Origin of the sequence: Neisseria sicca (assembly GCF_003044565.1) — a bacterium.
In the GTDB taxonomy this organism is placed as follows: Bacteria; Pseudomonadota; Gammaproteobacteria; order Burkholderiales; family Neisseriaceae; genus Neisseria; species Neisseria sicca_A.
The window spans coordinates 37,070-54,913 of sequence record NZ_POXG01000008.1; the positions used below are offsets into that span (position 1 = coordinate 37,070).

Genomic DNA, 17,844 nt, shown 5'->3' on the forward strand with positions numbered 1-17,844 from the left:
AGCTAATTCCTTATTCACTATAAAAAGGTCGTCTGAAAACCTGATTTTCAAGTTTTCAGACGACCTTTTCAGTATATGCCTTGTACGGTTTACTCAATCCAAAACCCAGTTCAGGTTCAGGTTGTCCGAAATAAATATTCCAAGGCTTTTTGCAAAGCAAAAATATCTGTCAGTTGATATAAACCTATCGATGCTTCCAGATGCTTGCTCGAGGGCGGTTGGACAACGGCCGCTGCAATCAGTTTGACTTGATTTGCAGGGTCGGGCAGGTATTTCATTTGCGCCACGGCATAGCGGGAAATCCGAACTCTGCCGTCTTGATAATGTGCGCCGCGGGCAGGCAGTTTCTGTACTTCTTCCAAGCTTGGCACATGGTCGAACACGCCGTCGTAAAACTCTATGACGGGGCATTCGTTGATGCCGGTGTCGCAGTGGACATAGGCAGCGTAAAACCGTTTCTGATACTGAATAGAGACGACGTCTTGCGGGCGGAAAAAAGTAATATTGTCAGGCATGGCTGGACGGCGTTTAAGCGGCTGCGGAGGCGTTTGCAAAAATGCTTTGATTTGCGGCGACCGGCGTTCGAAATCGTCGGAAAGCTCGACTGCGGCATTTAAAGCATCTATTGCGGCCAAGGCTTGAGGAAGGATGGCATCGATATTCAAGCCGTATTTATGGGCGATAATGGCCATGGCGAGGATGGTTTTCTGTTTGTATGCCGCACTGACTTCTTTTTTATCTTCTTCCTGTAACACGCAATCCCACCGACTGAGGATTTTTTGCCATATCTGGTTTTGCAGATCAAGCGAAAACTCTTTCGCTGTGATGCCCCAAGTCATGGCGCGGGCAAAACTTTCGTCCAAGGCCTGTACGAGGAAACGGGCGGCCAGTTTGTCCAAGATTTGCTGGTGTTTCATGATTGTTTCCTTATCAGAACGGTATCGGCAGGGGCGATGGGGCGGTAGCCGAATCTGTTCTGATTATCCCGAACTAAGCCTCCGCCACAGAATCACGGCTGAAGGTTTTTTCGCAGTAGTGGCATTTGAGCTTGGTCTGCCCGCTTTGTTTGCGGACGTAGAAGCGGCTTTTCACCGGTTCGCCGTGGCTGGCGCAGTTGGTGTTCGGGCAGCGGAACACTTCGGCGATTTCGTCGGGCAGGGTGAGCCGGCGTTTGTTGATGACTTTGAAGTGGTCGATGGTGTTGACGACGGCTTCGGGGGCGAAGAGGGCGAGGCGGTTGGCAGCGTTGTCGTCCAGCCATACGCCGGTGATTTTGATGATGTCTTTGCTGCCTTGGGTTTTGCTGGGCAGGTTGAAGCCGACGGTTACGGCGCTGCCGTAGTGCAGCAGTTTGAATTGGCGCAGGATAATCAGGCCTTTGCCGGCAGGGATGTGGTCGATGACGGTGCCTTTTTCGATGGCTTCGACGCTGAGTTTGGGGGTTTCCATATTTGCTCCTTATACTTCTTCGTTCAACACCAGCGATAAAATCGCCATGCGGGCGTAAACGCCGTTGGTCGCCTGCTCGAAATAGTAGGCGTGCGGCGTGGCATCGACGTCGGGGTGGATTTCGTCAACGCGCGGCAGGGGGTGCAACACGCGCAGGTTGGGGCGGGCGTTGGCGAGCATGGCGGCGTTGAGGTTGAATTTGCCTTGGATTTTGGCGAACTCTTGTTCGTCGAAGCGTTCGCGTTGGACGCGGGTCATGTACAGGATGTCCGCCCATTCGACGGCGGCTTCGAGGTCGGGCAGGATTTGGTAGCGGCAGCCTGCGGCTTCGAGTTCTTCGGTGATGTATTCGGGCATAGCGAGGCTGGGCGGGGAGACGAAGGCGAATTCGCAGTCCCAGCGTTTGAGGGCTTGGCAGAGGGAGTGGACAGTGCGGCCGTATTTGAGGTCGCCCGCCATGGCGATTTTGAGCTTGTTCAGACGGCCTTGGGTTTCGTAGATGGTCACGAGGTCGAGCAGGGTTTGGCTGGGGTGTTGGTTGGTGCCGTCGCCGGCGTTGATGACGGGGACTTTGGAAAACTCGGCGGACACGCGCGCGGCGCCGTCTTTGGGGTGGCGTTGGATGATGGCGTCGGTGTAGCTGGAGATGATGCGGGCGGTGTCGGCGAGGGTTTCGCCTTTTTTCGCGCTGGTGTTCGCGCCGTCGGAAAAGCCGATGACTTTGCCGCCCAAGCGTTGCACAGCGGTTTCAAACGACAGGCGCGTGCGGGTGGAGGGTTCGAAAAAGCATGAGCCGATGAGTTTGCCTTCGAGCAGGTCGTCGCGCGGGTCGGCTTTGAGCTTGAGGGCGGTTTGCAGGAGCAGCTCGAGCTGTTCGGTCGTCAGGTCGGAAATGGAGATGACGTGTTGTCGGTAAAGCGGGTTGGGCATTCGGCTTCCTTTCTTCAATTCGGCAAAAACCCCGCTAAGGCGGGGTTTTACGAAACAACGACGAACGCGCCGCGGCGTGCGGTACGGGCAAAACGGGCGGGGCGGGGGTTGAGGCGCATGGGTCGTCTGAAATCGGTTTGAGGTGGCGGTATTATCGCATATTTGACGGGGTGGGGTTTCGGATTTTCGTGAAAAGGGGTCGTCTGAAAAATGGGGTTTCATCCTTTTCAGACGACCTGCTTTATTCGGTTTTGCCCGTCAGGGCTTTCATACAAAGCTGATATTCCGCCTTACCCGTATCTCGGGCGAAGATGGCGTAGTCGGATTTGGGGACGGCGTTCAAAGCCGATTGCGGAAAGTGGTAGATTTCTTGCGCCACGCGCTCGGTTAGCCCTTGAATGAAGGAGCGGCTGTAATCGTTTTTGGCAACAACCATAAAGCGTTCGTTCATTTTTTCGACGGTTTGTCCGATGCCCGTGCCCGACAAGCGTTCGCCCATGGCGGTTTGAGCCATCAGTCCGACCAGGGCGCATTGGTCTTGGAAGGATGCTTCTTGCGGTTCGGCGTGTACAGCAGAGAATGCGGCGGCGAGCAGGAGGGCTGCGGTATATTTTTGTCTGTTCATGGTGGTTTCTTTGGAATAGAGGTTGTTGGAGCAGGCGGGAATTTACATGAAGTATTCTGTGGTGGCAACAACACGAAGACGGCAGGATTTCAGGCGTGAAAAAGCAGGAAGGCGAAACCGTTTACCGTTTGGGCATTATCCGCGGGCGAAACGGCGACGAACATCAGACGCAGGTCGTCTGAATTTTACTTACCGGAATGATTTAAGGCTATTTGAAATAGTTTCAGACAGTCTTATGTTATTCCCCATGAATTTAAGCAGTTGCCGGAAATTTTGTGAAAACATCATAGGACGTACCGATAATTTGAGAACTTATCTTCCTGTTTAATAGTCTATTTTATTGTCGAGAATACCCCGACAGGATTCTATGATATGCAAAATCAAAATGAAGCATCCGTTAGGTGCGGGTCGTCTGAAATCGCTGTTTCCCGACTTTCTCTGCTGCTTTGGGCGGGAATTGCAGCGGCGGTGTGCTGGACTGTTGCCGATATGCTGCTGGTCGGATTTGTGCAGACGCCGGAACGTTATCCTTTGCTTTCGCAGACGCTGGCGCCGCAGTTGGGCGAGGCGGCGGATTTTGCCGTGCTGATGCAGGCCGGCTCGCCCGAGCGGCTGCTGTGGGGCGTGTTGCCGGCGACGTTTTCTGCGGCGCTGTATCTGGCGGCGGCATTCGGCGTTTACCGGCTGATGCGGCCCGGGCGCACGGCCAAGGTCGGTTTTGCAGTGCTGTTTTTCGGATATGCGCTGTCGCCTTTGGGACATGCCGGTTTTTATTTTACGGGCATGGTTGCCAAGGTGCTGCTGAATGCCGTGCCGGACGATTATCCGGCGTTGCTTGCGCTGTTCCGCCATTTTTACCGGATGCTGGAGGTGCACTGGATGGCTTCGGTCGGTTTGATTGCGGCGGGATGGCTGCTGTTGCTGGTACAGACGCTGCGCCGCAGGACGCTGCTTCCGCGCGCCGCCGCGTGGTGCAATCCGTTGCCGGTAGGAACGGTTATTGCGGTTTCGTGCAGCCTGTTTCCGCAATCACCTGTTGCCGCCGCGCTTGGCGGGGCAACGTTTAATCTGGCGCAGTTGGTGTTTTTTGTTTGTGCGGCGGCGTGTGTCCGCAGGCGGGGAATGGGGATGCAGCCGGGCTGAAATAAAACGATGCCGCCTTTGCCGGACGGCAATCATCCGCCTTGGTGCCGATGCTTGTAATACAGGTAATCCGCCGTTTCGTCCCAAACCCATCACACATTATATTGCCGCTACGGCTCAAAGGTCGTCTGAAATTTGACGCTCCATTTTCAGACGACCCCTTGTCGTTTTTCAAAAAACAAAAAATCCGACTCCGGCCCCAAGCGCCACGAAGCATGGACAGTAGGGTATAATTGCGAAATATATTCTTTTGTGAAATCAATAAAAAACAAAGACGAAAAGCAGTTTTTGAAAGGTTTCACCCTAATTTCAAACTCTACACAGGAAACCGCCATGTTAGTCTGCAATCCCTACGAAGTCGTGATCCACGGCACAACCAACAAAGGCAAGATTTTCCGTCCCAGCGACTGGGCAGAACGCTTGTGCGGCATATTGTCCTCATTCACCAAAGACAACCGGCTGTCCTACTCCAACTGGGTGCGCCCCATGTTGGTGGACAACGTCCGCTGCGTCGCCGTCGATAAAAAACTCGAAGAAGACAATCCGCAGATGTTCCGTTTCCTGATGGACTTTGCCGCCGACAACGACTTGCGCATCATCGACTGCAAAGAACTTTTGAAAGAACAGGAAGACAAAGCACAAGGCGAGCCGGCCGAACGCGTCCTGCTGGCACAAGCCATCGAAGAAAAACACGCCGCCGAAAAAGCACAAGCCGAAACTGTCGCCACAGAATACATTTTGCGCGAAATCCCGCCCGAAGACACATCCACCGCCTTCGCCGCCCTCAGCGTCCTACGTTCCGCATTGACCGACATCAGCAAATTCACCGAGCAAATCAACACCATCCAACGCCCCGCCGGCTATCGCCTCTTAGGCATTTTTGAAGAAGGCAAACACAACGCCGTCGCCGTCTGCGGCTTCCGCGAAGCCTGCAACCTCGCCAGCGGCCGCCATATCCACATCGACGACATCGTTACCCTGCCGCAAAGCCGCCGCAAAGGCTACGCCTCCCGCCTCTTGGCAGAAGTCAGCAAAATCGGCGCGGAAACAGGTGTCACCAAAATCCACCTCAACGTCCACGTCAATCACGACCGCGTCGATGCGCACCGCCTGTATTTCAAAAACGGCTTCGAAATCTGCGCCTACCATTTCCGCTGCGATCCTAAATAAACGAAAAGGTCGTCTGAAAGTTTTCAGACGACCTTTTTTAAAGTTGGGTTTTTAACCTAACTTACGTTTGCTAAACTCCCTAAAATGGATTTTTATAAAGTTTTCCAGATTTTAAAAGGGATAATTTCTATTGCAAACCCCTAAAAATTCGATATTTTCATGCTTAGTCTCATCGTCATAAATAAATTTATCATTACTATCAAAGCAAAAAGAATAAAACTTACTTTCCCTTCTAGTACTAGTAGTCCTTATAGCAATAGAAACTGTACCATTCCTATATTTATTTCTATCAAAAATTAAAGTATTATTTCCAATAAATTGCATACCTGATTTTTTATTGATTACATTTTCTATTTCTGAATAACATTTTTTTTCTTCCTCACTACCTGCACAGTAAATATTTATATCTTCCAATACTGCTCCATTATCATAAAAACCTATACTAAGATCAAATATCATATCTCGATTATCATGATCAATTATTACGTAAATGAATTGGGGATCAGTAATTGATGTTATTTTTACCTTTTTAATTTTAAATGCACTTAATAAGCATATATAAATAATAAAAATAAATAGTGCAAGGAAGTATAGTTTAATTTTTTTTGTCATGAAATTTATTGGTTCCAAATTCAAAAAATTCTAAAAAACTTTATCTTAAGCGGTTTTGCCACACTTGTATAAATCTTGCTACTACTATGTTTGGGTATGCTGACAACCACTACTTTGCCTATTACTCTCTAACTACGTCCACTTTCACACCTAGCCCCAGCATAACACTAATTTTATTGAGACCTTTGCAAAATTCCCCAAAATCCCCTAAATGTCTTGGTGGGAATTTTGGGGATTTTGGGGAATTTTGCAAAGGTCTTAACCCTTTAAAACTTGGGTTCTTTCTGTAAATAAGGTAGTAAATCAGGATCCTGATAGCCCTCATCGATTTTATACCCCTTGTTAACCAGCATGGCTTCCTTTTTTTTGCGATTCGCCAATTCGATGTCACGGTAGCGTTGCCAGTATTCCGGCAGGCTGGAGCTGATTTTATCCATTTCTTTTTGAAGTTTATCGATATCATAACCGTCAGGGATAAATGTGTTGTATATGTCATTTCGGGTGCTGTAGCGCGCGGTCGTAAATGAGATCCTCATCATATACTGCCCCCATTCGTTAAAACTTAATGTTTTATTGATGTCGTCTAAATCTTCTTGGTCGTTGACGGTCGAGTCAAATGAAAGACTCATTTCAACACCGTCCAAATAAAAGGTTGCAATCATGCCTCGCTTCATCATAACGCTATACCATGTATTAAAATCCGGAACTACACCGGGATCGGTAATATTACCCAAGCCAAAATTTTCTTTATCTTGGAAATATCTGATTGCATCTTTACCTGTCAGCCGAGGACTGGATAAATAAATATAACGTTGCCAACCACTGTCCTGTATCCGCTTCATCAGCTTAACCCATAAATCATAGGCTTCACGATGGCGGATAAGTTCGCCGGCACTGATGCCGCTGTTTAAAACAATATCAGTTACTCCCTCTCCCTCAGGTTCGGAACCTACCGATCCCATGGCGGTAAAAGTATGCGGGATAGTCAGGTCATGGCCACTGTGGCGGATGGTGACGGCTCCCAATTGTTTCGACGGCCATTGTAAATCTAAAAAGCCGACCAGTTCTCCTGCGGTATGGTGATCTGCAACCGCCCCTGCCTGTTTGAAGCTTTCCGGCCCTTTTTTGCCCAATTGTAAAGTTACTTCCTGCGGCATGATTTTCTCCTTGTCGTCTGAAGCATGAACTGTTAATGAGATCAGAGCGAGCAAAAGAGTAGCGAGCAAAGCTGCTACAACCCGCTCACTGATTGCCTTGTGGGTCGTTCCAAGATTCATGGTTTTCTCCTTTTTTGGTGTTGCCTATCCAGCCTGCTATGGTTTGCAGGTGTCTTTCGATATATTCCTACTTTTCGGATTCGGACAATACGGCTTCCTGCGGACGAATTTCAAACGCTGCGCGTTGGTTGAGGTAGGAGGACAGCGGCAGGGAGGAATCGGTGGAGGTGGCGGTGATTTCGACGCAGTAGGCGGTGTTGGCGGCTTCAGAGGCGATGAAAGAACGAACGGAGAGGGACGGGGAGAAACGGGCGAAGGTGAGATGGTAGGATTGACGGGCAGTCATGGCGTTGAATTTAAAGATGATAATGAGGTTTGCATGGTAACTTGAATGGCATCAACGGTAAAGCAAATGGGATAAACGGTAGAAAGGTCGTCTGAATGGAAGTTTTTCAGACGACCTTTATAAATTCAATCTGTACTTGCTTGAAACTTAGTCAAGGATTCAAATAATGAAGGATTTAACTTAATAATCGCCCCAAGCAAAATCCCTTAATTACTTCATCTTTGATTATCTCTCCACTGCTTCCAATATAAATATGCCTCTCACAGAAATCGCTTGAGTCGCGATGAATTTCCATGAACTTCTGCTTTGGAGTTGGTACAGATTCATTTGTATAGAATACATCATCATTATCTGGCATGGAAAAAGAAAAACCAAGATAGAGGGTTTCATTAATATTTTTTTTATTATATGAGAAGTAGATCGGGGAAGATTCATTCTTCTCTAAATTGAAACCCCAGTAATTTTTCATTGCTTCATCCTCAGTTTGATTTTCATACGTTCTAGAAACGTTAATTTGCAGCCAATAAGGAGATGAATTATGGATGACGATTTGTCGCTTTTGTTCAGTAATGAAGTCATGTATCACAAAGGGAAACACACAAAGCAATATTAGGAAAATTATTTTTTTCATGATAGGTTAGGAAACCAAAGGTTCAAAGGGGGAGGAGCTCTTTCTGCTCAATAAAACAATTCAACCAGCCACTGGATAATTTTTGCATCTATGCGTTGAAGGAGGTTGGGATGAAGTGGCGCAACAGGACCGCCGTCAGGTCCGCCACTCCAGCCGATATATTCATCATTGACAGATTGTCTTGCAAAATTTTCAGGAACCCATTCCGTACCAAATGGGAATGTATCTCGATAATAGTAGAGCAAATTATCCTTTTCATCGGCAATAAAGATTGCTGTCCTAAAACCGTTCCATCCTGTACAGGCAAAAGTTTTTCTATTCTTTAAAATTCTGCGATTATCTGCCAAAATCTTTTTTTCCAATTCTATTTGTTCTAAACGTTCTACTTTATGTTGATATAAATACTCACATTCGGGGTTATCTTTGTAGCGTAATTCTCGGTAAATTGCTTCAGGATTTTGCATAAAATATAGTCCACAAGAACCTTCTTGATAGTTCACTAAATATTTATTTTGGTAACAATCACTGCTCACGGAAAGATTTTTTATCTCTTCTCCCATCCCCGTTATTCGCCAATACTCAACTAATCCAAATATCAATATAAAGAAACCAAACCATTTCACTATTTTTTTCTTTTTCATAAATTTTGCCTATTATTTCAAAACCACTTCAATTGGAGGGTTACAACGATATTTTTTCAAAGATGAAAATATCAGCAGATCCCCGCCTAGTTTGTTTAAATCTCGCCATTTGTTGAAATGGCTGTTCCTAACTGGGTAGAAACGGTCTTCCGGCTTGGAATCGAAAAGAGAAGGGGGGCTGCTATATAGGCTGAGGCTGCTATAATCTCATTTTTCTTATCTGAAAGCTGATGGCTATAAAACACATCAAATCCTGTATGATTCCAATGCCCTAGGTATTGATATCCGCCATTATCGTTAAGAAAATCAAATGTATCTCGGATATAGAGATAAACGCTTTCTACAATTAATTTATTTCCAGGCATGCGGTATTTTCCGATGGCAGCTGCCAAAGTACAGCCTGCGACAGTGGCGAAAAATTCGTCTTTCAATACACTTTACAAATATTGAATATCTACGGTTTAATACAAAGTCCATCATATTGTTTAACATCGGAAATTTTCTGATTTTCATCCAGGTAAATTTCCATGGTACAAAAGGTTATATCTTCTTTTAAAAAGATAGCTGTGTCATGTTTTGATATTAAAATAATACCATCTGGCTCAGATGACCAATCGAATGGAAAATAAAAAGTTACATTATTAGTAAAAAAAGGACGCAAGTATTCCTTACTACCATCACTCCTAATTAAGGTAATACTAGTGCGCTTACCTTCATTATAGTAAAAATATGTTACCTTAGGGTGGAGATTTTTATAAAAAAAACATAATAAAAAGATACATAAAACCATTAAAATTTTTTTATTCATAATCTATAACTTATTTTTACTTTCTAAACAAGTATGCCTTTTTCTTGCATCTGGCAATTCACAGAGAGATTTTTTATCTCTTCTCCCATCCCCGTTATTCGCCAATACTCAACCAACCCAAATATCAATATAAAGAAACCAAACCATTTCACTATTTTTTTCTTTTTCATAAACTTTGCCTATTATTTTAAAACTACTTCAATTGGGGATTGAAACAATATTATTTAAGGATAAAAATACCGGCAGATTTCCACCTGCCTTTTAAGTAATTGAATTATATAAAATAATATAGATTAAAATTTTATTTATGGCATAAATTATCAATAAATTTTGCTTCTATCTTATGGAAAATAGATGGGTTTATAGAAAAGGACTCTGCTTGAACATATAGACCTAAATCGAATATACCTTCTTCATCTAAGTTTAAGTCTAATGGCATTCCTAGCCAAGCCTCATTATAGAGATAATAAAAAGACAGTAATTTACCTTGGTCATCATATAAATAGATACCGGAGTTGAGACCGTCTATGCTTAAAAAATTTCCTATACTGTCCAAACAAACAACAATTTTTTTATTTTCACTTACGCTAAACCTTTCACATTGGTCTCCATTGCTAGGAACTTGATAGCTAGGTAAAGTCTTTTCTTTATAATGGCAATATGCGCTATATCTAAAATAAAAATAAGAAAAAATTATAGTTAACAAAATGGTTATTAAAGCAAATTTTTTAAACATGATTCCACTTCAAAAGAAGGTCGTCTGAAAAGGCTCAGATGACCTTTATCAATTTTGGATTTCAACTCAATCTGTACTTACTCAATACGTTAATTAAGAAGAGCTTTCTTCTTATTTAAATATTTTTTTATTTCCCTGATATTTTTTAATTTAAATTTCGTTTTTACATCAGAGCCACCATCATATCCTGAAACATTTTTACCTAAAATATGGTCTACAGATATAATCTGTAGTTCACTATTTTCTTCATCTTTATAAATTTTATATAAATGAATCGTATAATCTTTACCCTCAGGTTGAGGGTAACAACAAAACTCCTCTGAAAATAGAATAATAAGCAATGGAGGATGGAGATTATCCTTATACACACTCACTGCTTCCAAGTTGATTTTCCTACTTGGACTATCCTCTTTTCTAAAACTTTTTAATTCATATTTTTTCCCATTAACCAATATACTGTTATGGATTATTTCTTCTATTCCATCTATTCCGTTGATTTCGTCTATTTCTTCATTATGAATGGTGATACAGTGTGATGCCGAAAATAAAGCATCATTCGTTTTGAAAAGGCTTAATTTGTAATTCTGATCATCACATGATCCATCACTTTTAATGGGATGAATTTCCTGGGCGATGCAAAAGCCGGATGAACAAAACAGGATTATAGATATGATAAAAGATCTCATGATGTAACCTTTAAAAAAGAGGGTAAGTAGATTGGTAAGTAGGTTGGACGTAGAGCAATGACACCTTCAAATCGCTAAAAATATTGGGTTCAGCCCAATCTAGGATTACAGTTCTTTTTTAAGCGTTCGTGTATCAAAGTCGATGACAAAAGGCTTGGATCGATAACCACGATCCATTCCTTCATAGAACACAGCTATACATTTAAATGTATATCTTTTTTGTTTAAATTTTTCCTGTACGCAATTATGAGATTTTCCGTTACTGCATAATCGTACACTTCCAGTCAAACTATCACTCCGGATATTTTTTATATCACTAGATTCCGAATCAACAAAACCCAATAACTTTACAAGATATACTCTTTCGCTGCTTTCGCAATTGGCGTGGTGTAGATTTGTTTTTTTTAAATTATTTATCATTTCCTGTTTTGTATTGATAAAATCCATATCAAATACAACTTCATCAAATTCTTTGTTGATCACATAATTTTTAGGTTGCAGTTCATAACCATTAAAAGAAACGATACATGAGGTTAGAAATAGAACTGTGATAAAAATTAAATATTTACCTTTCGACACTCTTTAACTCCTCTGGATAAGATAGCAAAAGCAGGTTTGTCTGTTTTCGAATAGTTTTTGCATAAACATCATGTTTATCATGGTTGCGGCTATTGGCTGGGTAATGTTCTTGGGGGTTGGCGGTTTCGATGGCGGCGAAAGAACGGGGTAGGATTAGCGGTCAGCCATGACGGTTTGGATGGGTTTATGATGAAAGTCTGAATATAAGTCAAAATGACAAGTAGGATAAACAACGGATGATAAGAGGTAAAGATGTTGTATGGGTGGTTTTGTAAGGGAGGGAGATGAATGGGGCGGGGATGAAAGAAGGTCGTCTGAAAGTGGGTTTTCAGACGACCTTTTGGTATCTGTGGGATTCGTGGGCGGAGCCCACGCTACGTTGGATTTCAGACGACCTTGGGTTAGAGGTCGAAGGCGGCGTTGATGAGGCGTTTGGTGTAGTCTTTCTGCGGGTGGTGGAAGATTTGGTCTGCGCTGCCGTATTCGACGAGTTCTCCGTGCTGCATGACGGCGACGTTGTCGCTGACGGCGCGGACAACGGAGAGGTCGTGGCTGATGAAGATGTAGGTCAGTCCGTATTTGGTTTGGAGTCCGCGCAGCAGTTCGACGACTTTGATTTGGACGGAGCGGTCGAGGGCGGAGGTGGGTTCGTCGAGGAGGATGAACTTGGGCCGCAGGATGAGGGCGCGGGCGATGGCGATGCGTTGGCGTTGTCCGCCTGAGAATTCGTGCGGGTAGCGGTTGAGCGCGTCGGCGGGCAGGGAGACTTCGTCCAGGACTTTGAGGACGAGTTCGGTGCGCTGGGCTTTGGTCATTTCGGGGCGGTGGACGGTGAGGCCTTCGCCTATGATTTCGCCGACGGTGAGGCGGGGGGAGAGTGAGCCGTAGGGGTCTTGGAAGACCATTTGGCGTTCGGCTTTGAGCTGGCGCGCGCGTTCGGGGGTGAGGGCGGCGAGGTCGCTGTTGTCGAAGTGTATGCTGCCTTGGTAGGGGAGCATTTGCATGATGGCTTTGCCGAGCGTGGATTTGCCGGAACCGGACTCGCCGACGATGCCGAGGGTTTCGCCTTGGCGGATGGCGAGGCTGATGTTTTTGACGGCGTGGAAGGTTTTGAGGGGTTTGCCGAAGAAGTTGTGTTTGAGGGTGAAGTGGACGTTGATGTCGTCGGCACGGATGAGCTCGGGCGGGTTGCCTTCTACGGGGTCTTTCATGCCTTTGGGGACGGAGTGGATGAGTTGGGCGGTGTAGGGGTGGGTCGGGTTGGCGAAAACTTGTTTGATTTTGCCGCGCTCGACGATTTCTCCGTCTTTCATGACGCAGACGGTTTCGGCGTAGTGTTCTGCGAGTCCGAGGTCGTGGGTGATGAAGATAATCGCCATGCCCATTTGTTTTTGGAGGTCGTGCAGGAGGTCGAGGATTTCTGCTTGAATGGTTACGTCAAGGGCGGTGGTGGGTTCGTCGGCGATGAGCAGGGCGGGGTCGTTGAGCAGCGCCATGGCGATCATGATGCGCTGGAGCTGGCCACCTGAGAATTCGTGGGGGTATTGTTTCAGACGACGTTCTGCTTCGCGGATGCCGACGCGGTTGAGGAGGTCGAGAATGCGTTCGCGGGCGGTTTTGCGGGTGATGGTTTTGTTGTGGACGCGCAGGGCTTCTGTGAGCTGGGTACCGATTTTCATGAAGGGATTCAGCGAGGTCATGGGCTCTTGGAAGATGAAGCTGATGCGTCCGCCGCGCAGGCTGCGGAGGGTTTTTTCGTCTGCATCGAGGATGGATGTGCCGTCGAAGGTGATGCGCGAGTCTTGTCCGTAACGGGTACTATTTTCGGGCAGGAGGCGCATGAGGGACATGGCGGTAACGGATTTGCCGGAACCGGATTCGCCGACGAGGGCGAGGGTTTCGCCTTTGGCGACTTGAAAGCTGATGTTGCGCACGGCGTGGACGGTTTTTTCGTGGAGTTGGAAGCGGATGTCGAGGTTTTCGGCGGTGAGTAATGGGGTGGTCATGGGTGTGTCCTCGTTGTGTGTGTCAGCGGTCTTTGGGGTCGAGTGCGTCGCGCAGGCCGTCGCCGATGAAGTTGAAGCAGAAGAGGGTGGCGACGAGGAAGAAGCAGGGGACGAGGAGCTGCCATGGGGCGGCTTCCATGGAGGCTGCGCCCTCTTGGAGCATGGAACCCCAACTGGTTTTGGGTTCTTGTACGCCCAATCCGAGGAAGCTGAGGAAGGATTCGAACATGATCATGCCGGGGACGAGCAGGGAGGCGTAAACCATGACGACGCCGAGTACGTTGGGGATGATGTGGCGGGTAACGATGCGGCGGCGGGATACGCCTGTGATGCGGGCGGCTTCGACGAATTCTTTGTGTTTGAGGCTGAGGGTTTGTCCGCGGACGATGCGGGCGACGTCCAGCCATGAGACGAGTCCGATGGCGACGAAGATGAGTAAGAGGTTGCGTCCGAAGAAGGTGGTCAACAGGATGACGAAAAACATAAACGGAAAGGCGTTGAGGATTTCGAGCAGGCGCATCATGACGGAGTCGAGTTTGCCGCCGAAAAAGCCTGCGAGTGCGCCGTAGAGCGTGCCGATGACGACGGCGACGAGTGCGCCTGCGATGCCGATGAGCAGGGAAATGCGTCCGCCGGCGGCGGCTCGGGTAAAGAGGTCGCGTCCGAGCAGGTCGGTGCCGAAGTAGTGGCGGGTGGCGAAGGAAGGCGGGATTTGCATGTTGTCCCAGTCGGTGTGGTCGTAGGTGTAGGCGCTGACCCAGGGGACGGCGATAACGAAGAGGATAATGGCGGCAAGGATGAAGACGCTGCACAGGGCGGCTTTGTTGTTGCTGAAACGCCGCCATGCGTCCTGCCACAGGCTGCGTCCGTGTACTTGTGCCTGTTCGGCGGCTTCTGCTATGGCGCGGGAATTTTTCTTGTTGAATAGCATGGTGTTCTCCGTTTTTTGTTCGGGGGTCGTCTGAAAACGGCAAAACCGGTTTTCAGACGACCTTTTTTGCTTTTAATAGCGGATTTTGGGGTCGATCAGGGCGTAGAGGATGTCGAGTATGGCGTTGAAGACGATGGTCAGTACGCCGACGAGGATGGTCAGCCCCAAGATCATGCCGTAGTCGCGGTTGAGCGCGCCGTTGACGAAGAGTTGTCCGATGCCGGGCAGACCGAAGACGCTTTCGATGACGATGGCGCCGGTGATGATGCCGACGAAGGCGGGAACGAGATAGGAGAGGATGGGCAGCATGGCGGGACGCAGGGCGTGGCGCAGGACGATGCTGTTCATTGATAATCCTTTGGCGCGGGCGGTGCGGATGTAGGGGCTGTTCAACACTTCTATCATCGCGCCGCGCGTGATGCGGGCGAGGCCTGCGACATAGCCGATGGAGAGGGCGGCGACGGGCATGATGAGGCTGGTCAACGAGCCGTCATTCCAGCCGCCGGCGGGCAGCCATTTGAGGGTGATGGCGAAGATGAAAATCATGATGGGGGCTTTGACGAAGCTGGGGACGACGATGCCGGTCATGGCGGCGGTCATGATGGTGTAGTCCGCCCATGTGTTGCGCCTGAGTGCGGCGATGGTGCCCATGAGTACGCCCAAAACGGTGGAAACGATGAAGGCGTACACGCCCAGTTCGACGGAGACCGGCAGGGCTTGGGAGAGCAATTCGTTGACGTTGTAGTCTTTGTATTTGAACGAGGGGCCGAGGTCGCCGTGGGCGAGTTGTTTGAGATAGTTGAAGTATTGCAGGTACATCGGGTCGTTCAGGTGGTATTTGGCCTCGATGTTGGCCAGTACGGCGGGCGGTACGTTTTTGTCGCCGGTGAAGGGGCTGCCGGGTGCGAGCCGCATCAGGAAGAATGAGACGGTAATCAGGACCAGCATGGTGGGGATGGCGGAAAGTATGCGGCGGATGATGAATTTCAGCATATCGTATCTGCTCGGGGCTTGGTGGGTCGGAATATGCCTGAATACGGGAAGGCGGTCTGAACGGGTGTTCGGACGCTTGGGATGGTTTCTCTTCTTTGTAGTCAGGCCCTTGGTTTTTGGGTGTGCGGGCTTTTGCTTTTATGTATGGTCGTCTGAAACGGGATTTTGGGTTTCAGACGACCTTTTTGCTGATGCTTTTCGTGGGCAAAGCCCACGCTACGGCTTTTATGGTTGTCTGAACACTTTGGATGGGGTTTCGGACGGTTTTTTTATTGTGGCGGTTGCGGGTGGCAGCCTGCGTTTTATGTTTGTTTCGGAGGTCGTCTGAAACGGGATTTGGGGTTTCAGACGACCTTTTGCTGGTGTTTTTCGTGGGCAGAGCCCACGCTACGGCCGTTTTCAGACGACCTTTGCGGTTAACGCGCCAGCGGTTCGGTGCGTTTGATCAGCCATGCTTTTGCCGCGCCTTCGGTCAGCGGCTCGAGGCGGTAGCGGACTTCGGCGTGGTAGCGGTTGACCCAGTCGATTTCGCCGTCGGTCATCATGGCGGTGTCCATCAGGCGGGTGTCGATGGGGCAGAGGGTCAGGGTTTCGAAGTAGAGGAAGCTGCCGAACTCGGTTTCCTGCGGGTTGGCAACAGCTTGGTTGGCGGCGAGGTTCTCAATGCGGATGCCCCATTTGCCGGGACGGTAGAGTCCGGGTTCGATGGAGGTAACCATGCCTTTTTTCATGGCGTGCTGCGGGCCGGGAACGGCGGCGCAGGCGATGACTTGCGGACCTTCGTGGACGTTGAGGAAATAGCCTACACCGTGTCCGGTGCCATGACCGTAGTCGCATTGCGCCTGCCACAAGGGTTTGCGGCAGATGGCGTCTATCATCGGCGAGAGGATGTTTTCAGGGAACACGGCTTCGGCAAGCGCGATATGGGCTTTGAGAACGAGGGTGTTGTCGCGTTTTTGTTCGGCGGTCGGTGTGCCGACGGGGACGACGCGGGTGATGTCGGTCGTGCCACCTTTGTATTGCGCGCCGGAGTCGATGAGCAGCAGACCGTTGCCGCTGATGGTGCTGTGGCTTTCGGGCGTTGCGCTGTAATGCGGCAGGGCGGCATTGGCGTTGAAGCCCGCGATGGTGTCGAAACTCAATGAGATGAAGCCCGGACGTGCGCTGCGGTGGCGGTGGAGCATGGTGTCCACGTCGATTTCGGTCAGGCTGCCGCCGTTGTCGATGATGTCTTCAAACTCGGCGAAGAAGCCGCACAACGCCGCGCCGTCGTGTTCCATCGCTTCGCGGATGTGGGCGATGTCGGCTTCGGATTTGACGGATTTGAAGAAGGTGGACGGGTTGATGCCTTCGATCAGGCGCACGCTTTCGGGCAGGCGCACGAGCGTACTGACGGCGGTTTTGTTCGGTTCGATGAGCAGCGCGCCGCCGATTTGCGCGAGTTTGTCGGCAACTTGGGCATAAGGTTCGACCGTGATGCCGGCGGTTTGCAGCGCGGCGGCGGCTTCGGCGTTCAGACGACCTTGGTCGGTAAACAGGACGGCGTTGTCTTTGCCGATCAGCAGGAAGGACACGAACACAGGGTTGAATGGTACGTCGCTGCCGCGCAGGTTGGTCAGCCAAGCGATGTCGTCAAGCGAGGAAACCAAGTGGTAATCCGCGCCTTTTTCCGCCATGACGGCGCGCACGCGGGCGAGTTTCTCGGCGGCGGTTTCGGAGACGTAGGCGGGGTCGTGGATGAACACGGTTTCGGCGGGGATGGCTGGGCGGCTGCTCCATACGCGGTCTAGCAGGTCGTCGGGGTGTTCGATGCGGATGTTTTTGGCGGTCAGGGATTGCGCCAAAGTGCGTTTGCCGGTGAGCGACACCATATCGGAAGGGATGCCGACGGCGGCGTTTTCGGGCAGGTTTGCCGCGAGCCATTCGTTATACGGCGGAACTTGCCCGCTTTTTTGCAGCTCGATGCCGCTGCCCGCAAGCTGTTTGGTCGCCTGCTCCCAATAGCGGCTGTCCACCCACACGCCCGCTTCATCGGCGGTAATGACGAAAGTGCCGACCGAGCCGGTAAAGCCCGACAATTCGCGGCGCGCCTGCCAGTGTGCGGGCAGGTATTCGGAAAGATGGGGGTCGGCGGAGGGGATGACGAGTGCGTCCAAGCCTTGCGCCTTCATGGCTTCGCGCAATGCGGACAGGTAATTCGATACGGTATTCATGAACGGGATTCTCCAATAGGGTTTCGCGGTTTCAGACGACCTTTTTATAGTGGATTAACTTTAAACCAGTACGGCGTTGCCTTGCCTTAGCTCAAAGAGAACGATTCTCTAAGGTGCTGAAGCACCAA

At 49.0% G+C, this 17,844-nt stretch carries 22 protein-coding genes and 1 pseudogene; 3 read left to right on the forward strand and 20 right to left on the reverse strand.

Translation table 11 applies throughout. The features are described from left to right. Nucleotides 1-116: 116 nt before the first annotated feature. From DBZ16_RS12830 to DBZ16_RS12850, 4 genes are all read right to left on the reverse strand, one after another. Nucleotides 117-917 carry a hypothetical protein gene (locus tag DBZ16_RS12830; RefSeq protein WP_107814271.1) on the reverse strand — a complete coding sequence of 267 codons (801 nt, stop codon included), beginning with the start codon at nt 915-917 and terminating at the stop codon, nt 117-119. A gap of 73 nt (nt 918-990) precedes the next feature. Then, nucleotides 991-1,449, reverse strand: a complete 459-nt coding sequence (gene pyrI, locus DBZ16_RS12835) for an aspartate carbamoyltransferase regulatory subunit (protein ID WP_003758869.1) — start codon at nt 1,447-1,449, stop codon at nt 991-993. Between the two features lie 9 nt (nt 1,450-1,458). Beyond that, nucleotides 1,459-2,379: an aspartate carbamoyltransferase gene (gene pyrB / locus DBZ16_RS12840; RefSeq protein WP_003758865.1), complete on the reverse strand. Its 921-nt coding sequence runs from the start codon at nt 2,377-2,379 to the stop codon at nt 1,459-1,461. A gap of 241 nt (nt 2,380-2,620) precedes the next feature. Then, entirely contained in the window at nt 2,621-3,004 is a 384-nt protein-coding gene (locus tag DBZ16_RS12850; protein WP_107814272.1) for a hypothetical protein, read from the reverse strand. A 372-nt stretch (nt 3,005-3,376) separates the two neighbouring features. On the opposite strand from DBZ16_RS12850, the gene DBZ16_RS12855 reads away from it, so the two are divergent. After that, entirely contained in the window at nt 3,377-4,147 is a 771-nt protein-coding gene (locus DBZ16_RS12855; protein ID WP_107814273.1) for a DUF6796 family protein, read from the forward strand. Nucleotides 4,148-4,480: 333 nt separating this feature from the next. After that, nucleotides 4,481-5,317, forward strand: a complete 837-nt coding sequence (locus DBZ16_RS12865) for a GNAT family N-acetyltransferase (protein WP_107814275.1) — start codon at nt 4,481-4,483, stop codon at nt 5,315-5,317. A 111-nt stretch (nt 5,318-5,428) separates the two neighbouring features. Here the strand turns inward: DBZ16_RS12865 and DBZ16_RS12870 are convergent, their stop codons facing one another. The 15 genes and pseudogenes from DBZ16_RS12870 to oppB form a co-directional block, all read right to left on the reverse strand. Next, entirely contained in the window at nt 5,429-5,929 is a 501-nt protein-coding gene (locus DBZ16_RS12870) for a hypothetical protein (protein WP_107814276.1), read from the reverse strand. Between the two features lie 266 nt (nt 5,930-6,195). Continuing rightward, nucleotides 6,196-7,206 carry a hypothetical protein gene (locus tag DBZ16_RS12875; RefSeq protein ID WP_107814277.1) on the reverse strand — a complete coding sequence of 337 codons (1,011 nt, stop codon included), beginning with the start codon at nt 7,204-7,206 and terminating at the stop codon, nt 6,196-6,198. 67 nt (nt 7,207-7,273) lie between these two features. Beyond that, the gene (locus DBZ16_RS12880) at nt 7,274-7,492 is read right to left on the reverse strand and encodes a hypothetical protein (RefSeq protein WP_107814278.1); all 219 of its coding nucleotides are present in this window, start codon (nt 7,490-7,492) and stop codon (nt 7,274-7,276) included. A 175-nt stretch (nt 7,493-7,667) separates the two neighbouring features. Continuing rightward, nucleotides 7,668-8,123 carry a hypothetical protein gene (locus DBZ16_RS15250; protein ID WP_159070331.1) on the reverse strand — a complete coding sequence of 152 codons (456 nt, stop codon included), beginning with the start codon at nt 8,121-8,123 and terminating at the stop codon, nt 7,668-7,670. 47 nt (nt 8,124-8,170) lie between these two features. Next, nucleotides 8,171-8,764 carry a hypothetical protein gene (locus DBZ16_RS12890; RefSeq protein ID WP_107814280.1) on the reverse strand — a complete coding sequence of 198 codons (594 nt, stop codon included), beginning with the start codon at nt 8,762-8,764 and terminating at the stop codon, nt 8,171-8,173. Nucleotides 8,765-8,776: 12 nt separating this feature from the next. Continuing rightward, nucleotides 8,777-8,854: pseudogene (locus DBZ16_RS16755) on the reverse strand (hypothetical protein); the annotation flags it as partial. A 5-nt stretch (nt 8,855-8,859) separates the two neighbouring features. Next, a complete protein-coding gene (locus tag DBZ16_RS12895; protein ID WP_276308316.1) occupies nt 8,860-9,195 on the reverse strand; it encodes a DUF6402 family protein in 336 nt (111 codons plus the stop codon). A 23-nt stretch (nt 9,196-9,218) separates the two neighbouring features. Next, nucleotides 9,219-9,572, reverse strand: coding sequence for a hypothetical protein (locus DBZ16_RS12900; protein ID WP_036493024.1), 354 nt, complete (start codon nt 9,570-9,572; stop codon nt 9,219-9,221). Between the two features lie 23 nt (nt 9,573-9,595). After that, a complete protein-coding gene (locus tag DBZ16_RS15255) occupies nt 9,596-9,742 on the reverse strand; it encodes a hypothetical protein (protein ID WP_159070332.1) in 147 nt (48 codons plus the stop codon). Between the two features lie 131 nt (nt 9,743-9,873). Further along, nucleotides 9,874-10,308: a hypothetical protein gene (locus DBZ16_RS12905; protein WP_107814281.1), complete on the reverse strand. Its 435-nt coding sequence runs from the start codon at nt 10,306-10,308 to the stop codon at nt 9,874-9,876. An 89-nt stretch (nt 10,309-10,397) separates the two neighbouring features. Then, the gene (locus DBZ16_RS12910) at nt 10,398-10,994 is read right to left on the reverse strand and encodes a hypothetical protein (RefSeq protein ID WP_107814282.1); all 597 of its coding nucleotides are present in this window, start codon (nt 10,992-10,994) and stop codon (nt 10,398-10,400) included. A 105-nt stretch (nt 10,995-11,099) separates the two neighbouring features. After that, a complete protein-coding gene (locus DBZ16_RS12915) occupies nt 11,100-11,573 on the reverse strand; it encodes a hypothetical protein (protein ID WP_107814283.1) in 474 nt (157 codons plus the stop codon). A 401-nt stretch (nt 11,574-11,974) separates the two neighbouring features. Continuing rightward, complete coding sequence (locus DBZ16_RS12920) at nt 11,975-13,579, reverse strand: ABC transporter ATP-binding protein (protein ID WP_107814284.1); 1,605 nt, start codon at nt 13,577-13,579, stop codon at nt 11,975-11,977. 22 nt (nt 13,580-13,601) lie between these two features. Continuing rightward, nucleotides 13,602-14,510 (reverse strand): oligopeptide ABC transporter permease OppC, encoded by a 909-nt coding sequence (gene oppC, locus DBZ16_RS12925; protein ID WP_049231158.1) that lies wholly within the window; start codon nt 14,508-14,510, stop codon nt 13,602-13,604. 72 nt (nt 14,511-14,582) lie between these two features. Beyond that, on the reverse strand, nt 14,583-15,503 hold the full coding sequence (oppB, locus tag DBZ16_RS12930; RefSeq protein ID WP_107814285.1) for an oligopeptide ABC transporter permease OppB: 921 nt from the start codon (nt 15,501-15,503) through the stop codon (nt 14,583-14,585). On the opposite strand from oppB, the gene DBZ16_RS12935 reads away from it, so the two are divergent. Continuing rightward, nucleotides 15,487-15,831, forward strand: coding sequence for a hypothetical protein (locus DBZ16_RS12935; protein WP_159070333.1), 345 nt, complete (start codon nt 15,487-15,489; stop codon nt 15,829-15,831). The genes oppB and DBZ16_RS12935 overlap by 17 nt on opposite strands. Before the next feature lie 88 nt (nt 15,832-15,919). On the opposite strand, the gene DBZ16_RS12940 is transcribed toward DBZ16_RS12935, so the two are convergent. Further along, a complete protein-coding gene (locus tag DBZ16_RS12940) occupies nt 15,920-17,716 on the reverse strand; it encodes an aminopeptidase P family protein (protein ID WP_107814287.1) in 1,797 nt (598 codons plus the stop codon). Nucleotides 17,717-17,844 lie beyond the last annotated feature (128 nt).

What these genes read in the sequence shown, in the direction of transcription:
- DBZ16_RS12830 (WP_107814271.1), bottom strand. Translation starts at nt 917, where the DNA reads ATGAAACACCAGCAAATCTTGGACAAACTGGCCGCCCGTTTCCTCGTA.
- pyrI (WP_003758869.1), bottom strand. Translation starts at nt 1,449, where the DNA reads ATGGAAACCCCCAAACTCAGCGTCGAAGCCATCGAAAAAGGCACCGTC.
- pyrB (WP_003758865.1), bottom strand. Translation starts at nt 2,379, where the DNA reads ATGCCCAACCCGCTTTACCGACAACACGTCATCTCCATTTCCGACCTG.
- DBZ16_RS12850 (WP_107814272.1), bottom strand. Translation starts at nt 3,004, where the DNA reads ATGAACAGACAAAAATATACCGCAGCCCTCCTGCTCGCCGCCGCATTC.
- DBZ16_RS12855 (WP_107814273.1), top strand. Translation starts at nt 3,377, where the DNA reads ATGCAAAATCAAAATGAAGCATCCGTTAGGTGCGGGTCGTCTGAAATC.
- DBZ16_RS12865 (WP_107814275.1), top strand. Translation starts at nt 4,481, where the DNA reads ATGTTAGTCTGCAATCCCTACGAAGTCGTGATCCACGGCACAACCAAC.
- DBZ16_RS12870 (WP_107814276.1), bottom strand. Translation starts at nt 5,929, where the DNA reads ATGACAAAAAAAATTAAACTATACTTCCTTGCACTATTTATTTTTATT.
- DBZ16_RS12875 (WP_107814277.1), bottom strand. Translation starts at nt 7,206, where the DNA reads ATGAATCTTGGAACGACCCACAAGGCAATCAGTGAGCGGGTTGTAGCA.
- DBZ16_RS12880 (WP_107814278.1), bottom strand. Translation starts at nt 7,492, where the DNA reads ATGACTGCCCGTCAATCCTACCATCTCACCTTCGCCCGTTTCTCCCCG.
- DBZ16_RS15250 (WP_159070331.1), bottom strand. Translation starts at nt 8,123, where the DNA reads ATGAAAAAAATAATTTTCCTAATATTGCTTTGTGTGTTTCCCTTTGTG.
- DBZ16_RS12890 (WP_107814280.1), bottom strand. Translation starts at nt 8,764, where the DNA reads ATGAAAAAGAAAAAAATAGTGAAATGGTTTGGTTTCTTTATATTGATA.
- DBZ16_RS12900 (WP_036493024.1), bottom strand. Translation starts at nt 9,572, where the DNA reads ATGAATAAAAAAATTTTAATGGTTTTATGTATCTTTTTATTATGTTTT.
- DBZ16_RS15255 (WP_159070332.1), bottom strand. Translation starts at nt 9,742, where the DNA reads ATGAAAAAGAAAAAAATAGTGAAATGGTTTGGTTTCTTTATATTGATA.
- DBZ16_RS12905 (WP_107814281.1), bottom strand. Translation starts at nt 10,308, where the DNA reads ATGTTTAAAAAATTTGCTTTAATAACCATTTTGTTAACTATAATTTTT.
- DBZ16_RS12910 (WP_107814282.1), bottom strand. Translation starts at nt 10,994, where the DNA reads ATGAGATCTTTTATCATATCTATAATCCTGTTTTGTTCATCCGGCTTT.
- DBZ16_RS12920 (WP_107814284.1), bottom strand. Translation starts at nt 13,579, where the DNA reads ATGACCACCCCATTACTCACCGCCGAAAACCTCGACATCCGCTTCCAA.
- oppC (WP_049231158.1), bottom strand. Translation starts at nt 14,510, where the DNA reads ATGCTATTCAACAAGAAAAATTCCCGCGCCATAGCAGAAGCCGCCGAA.
- DBZ16_RS12935 (WP_159070333.1), top strand. Translation starts at nt 15,487, where the DNA reads ATGATGAATTTCAGCATATCGTATCTGCTCGGGGCTTGGTGGGTCGGA.
- oppB (WP_107814285.1), bottom strand. Translation starts at nt 15,503, where the DNA reads ATGCTGAAATTCATCATCCGCCGCATACTTTCCGCCATCCCCACCATG.
- DBZ16_RS12940 (WP_107814287.1), bottom strand. Translation starts at nt 17,716, where the DNA reads ATGAATACCGTATCGAATTACCTGTCCGCATTGCGCGAAGCCATGAAG.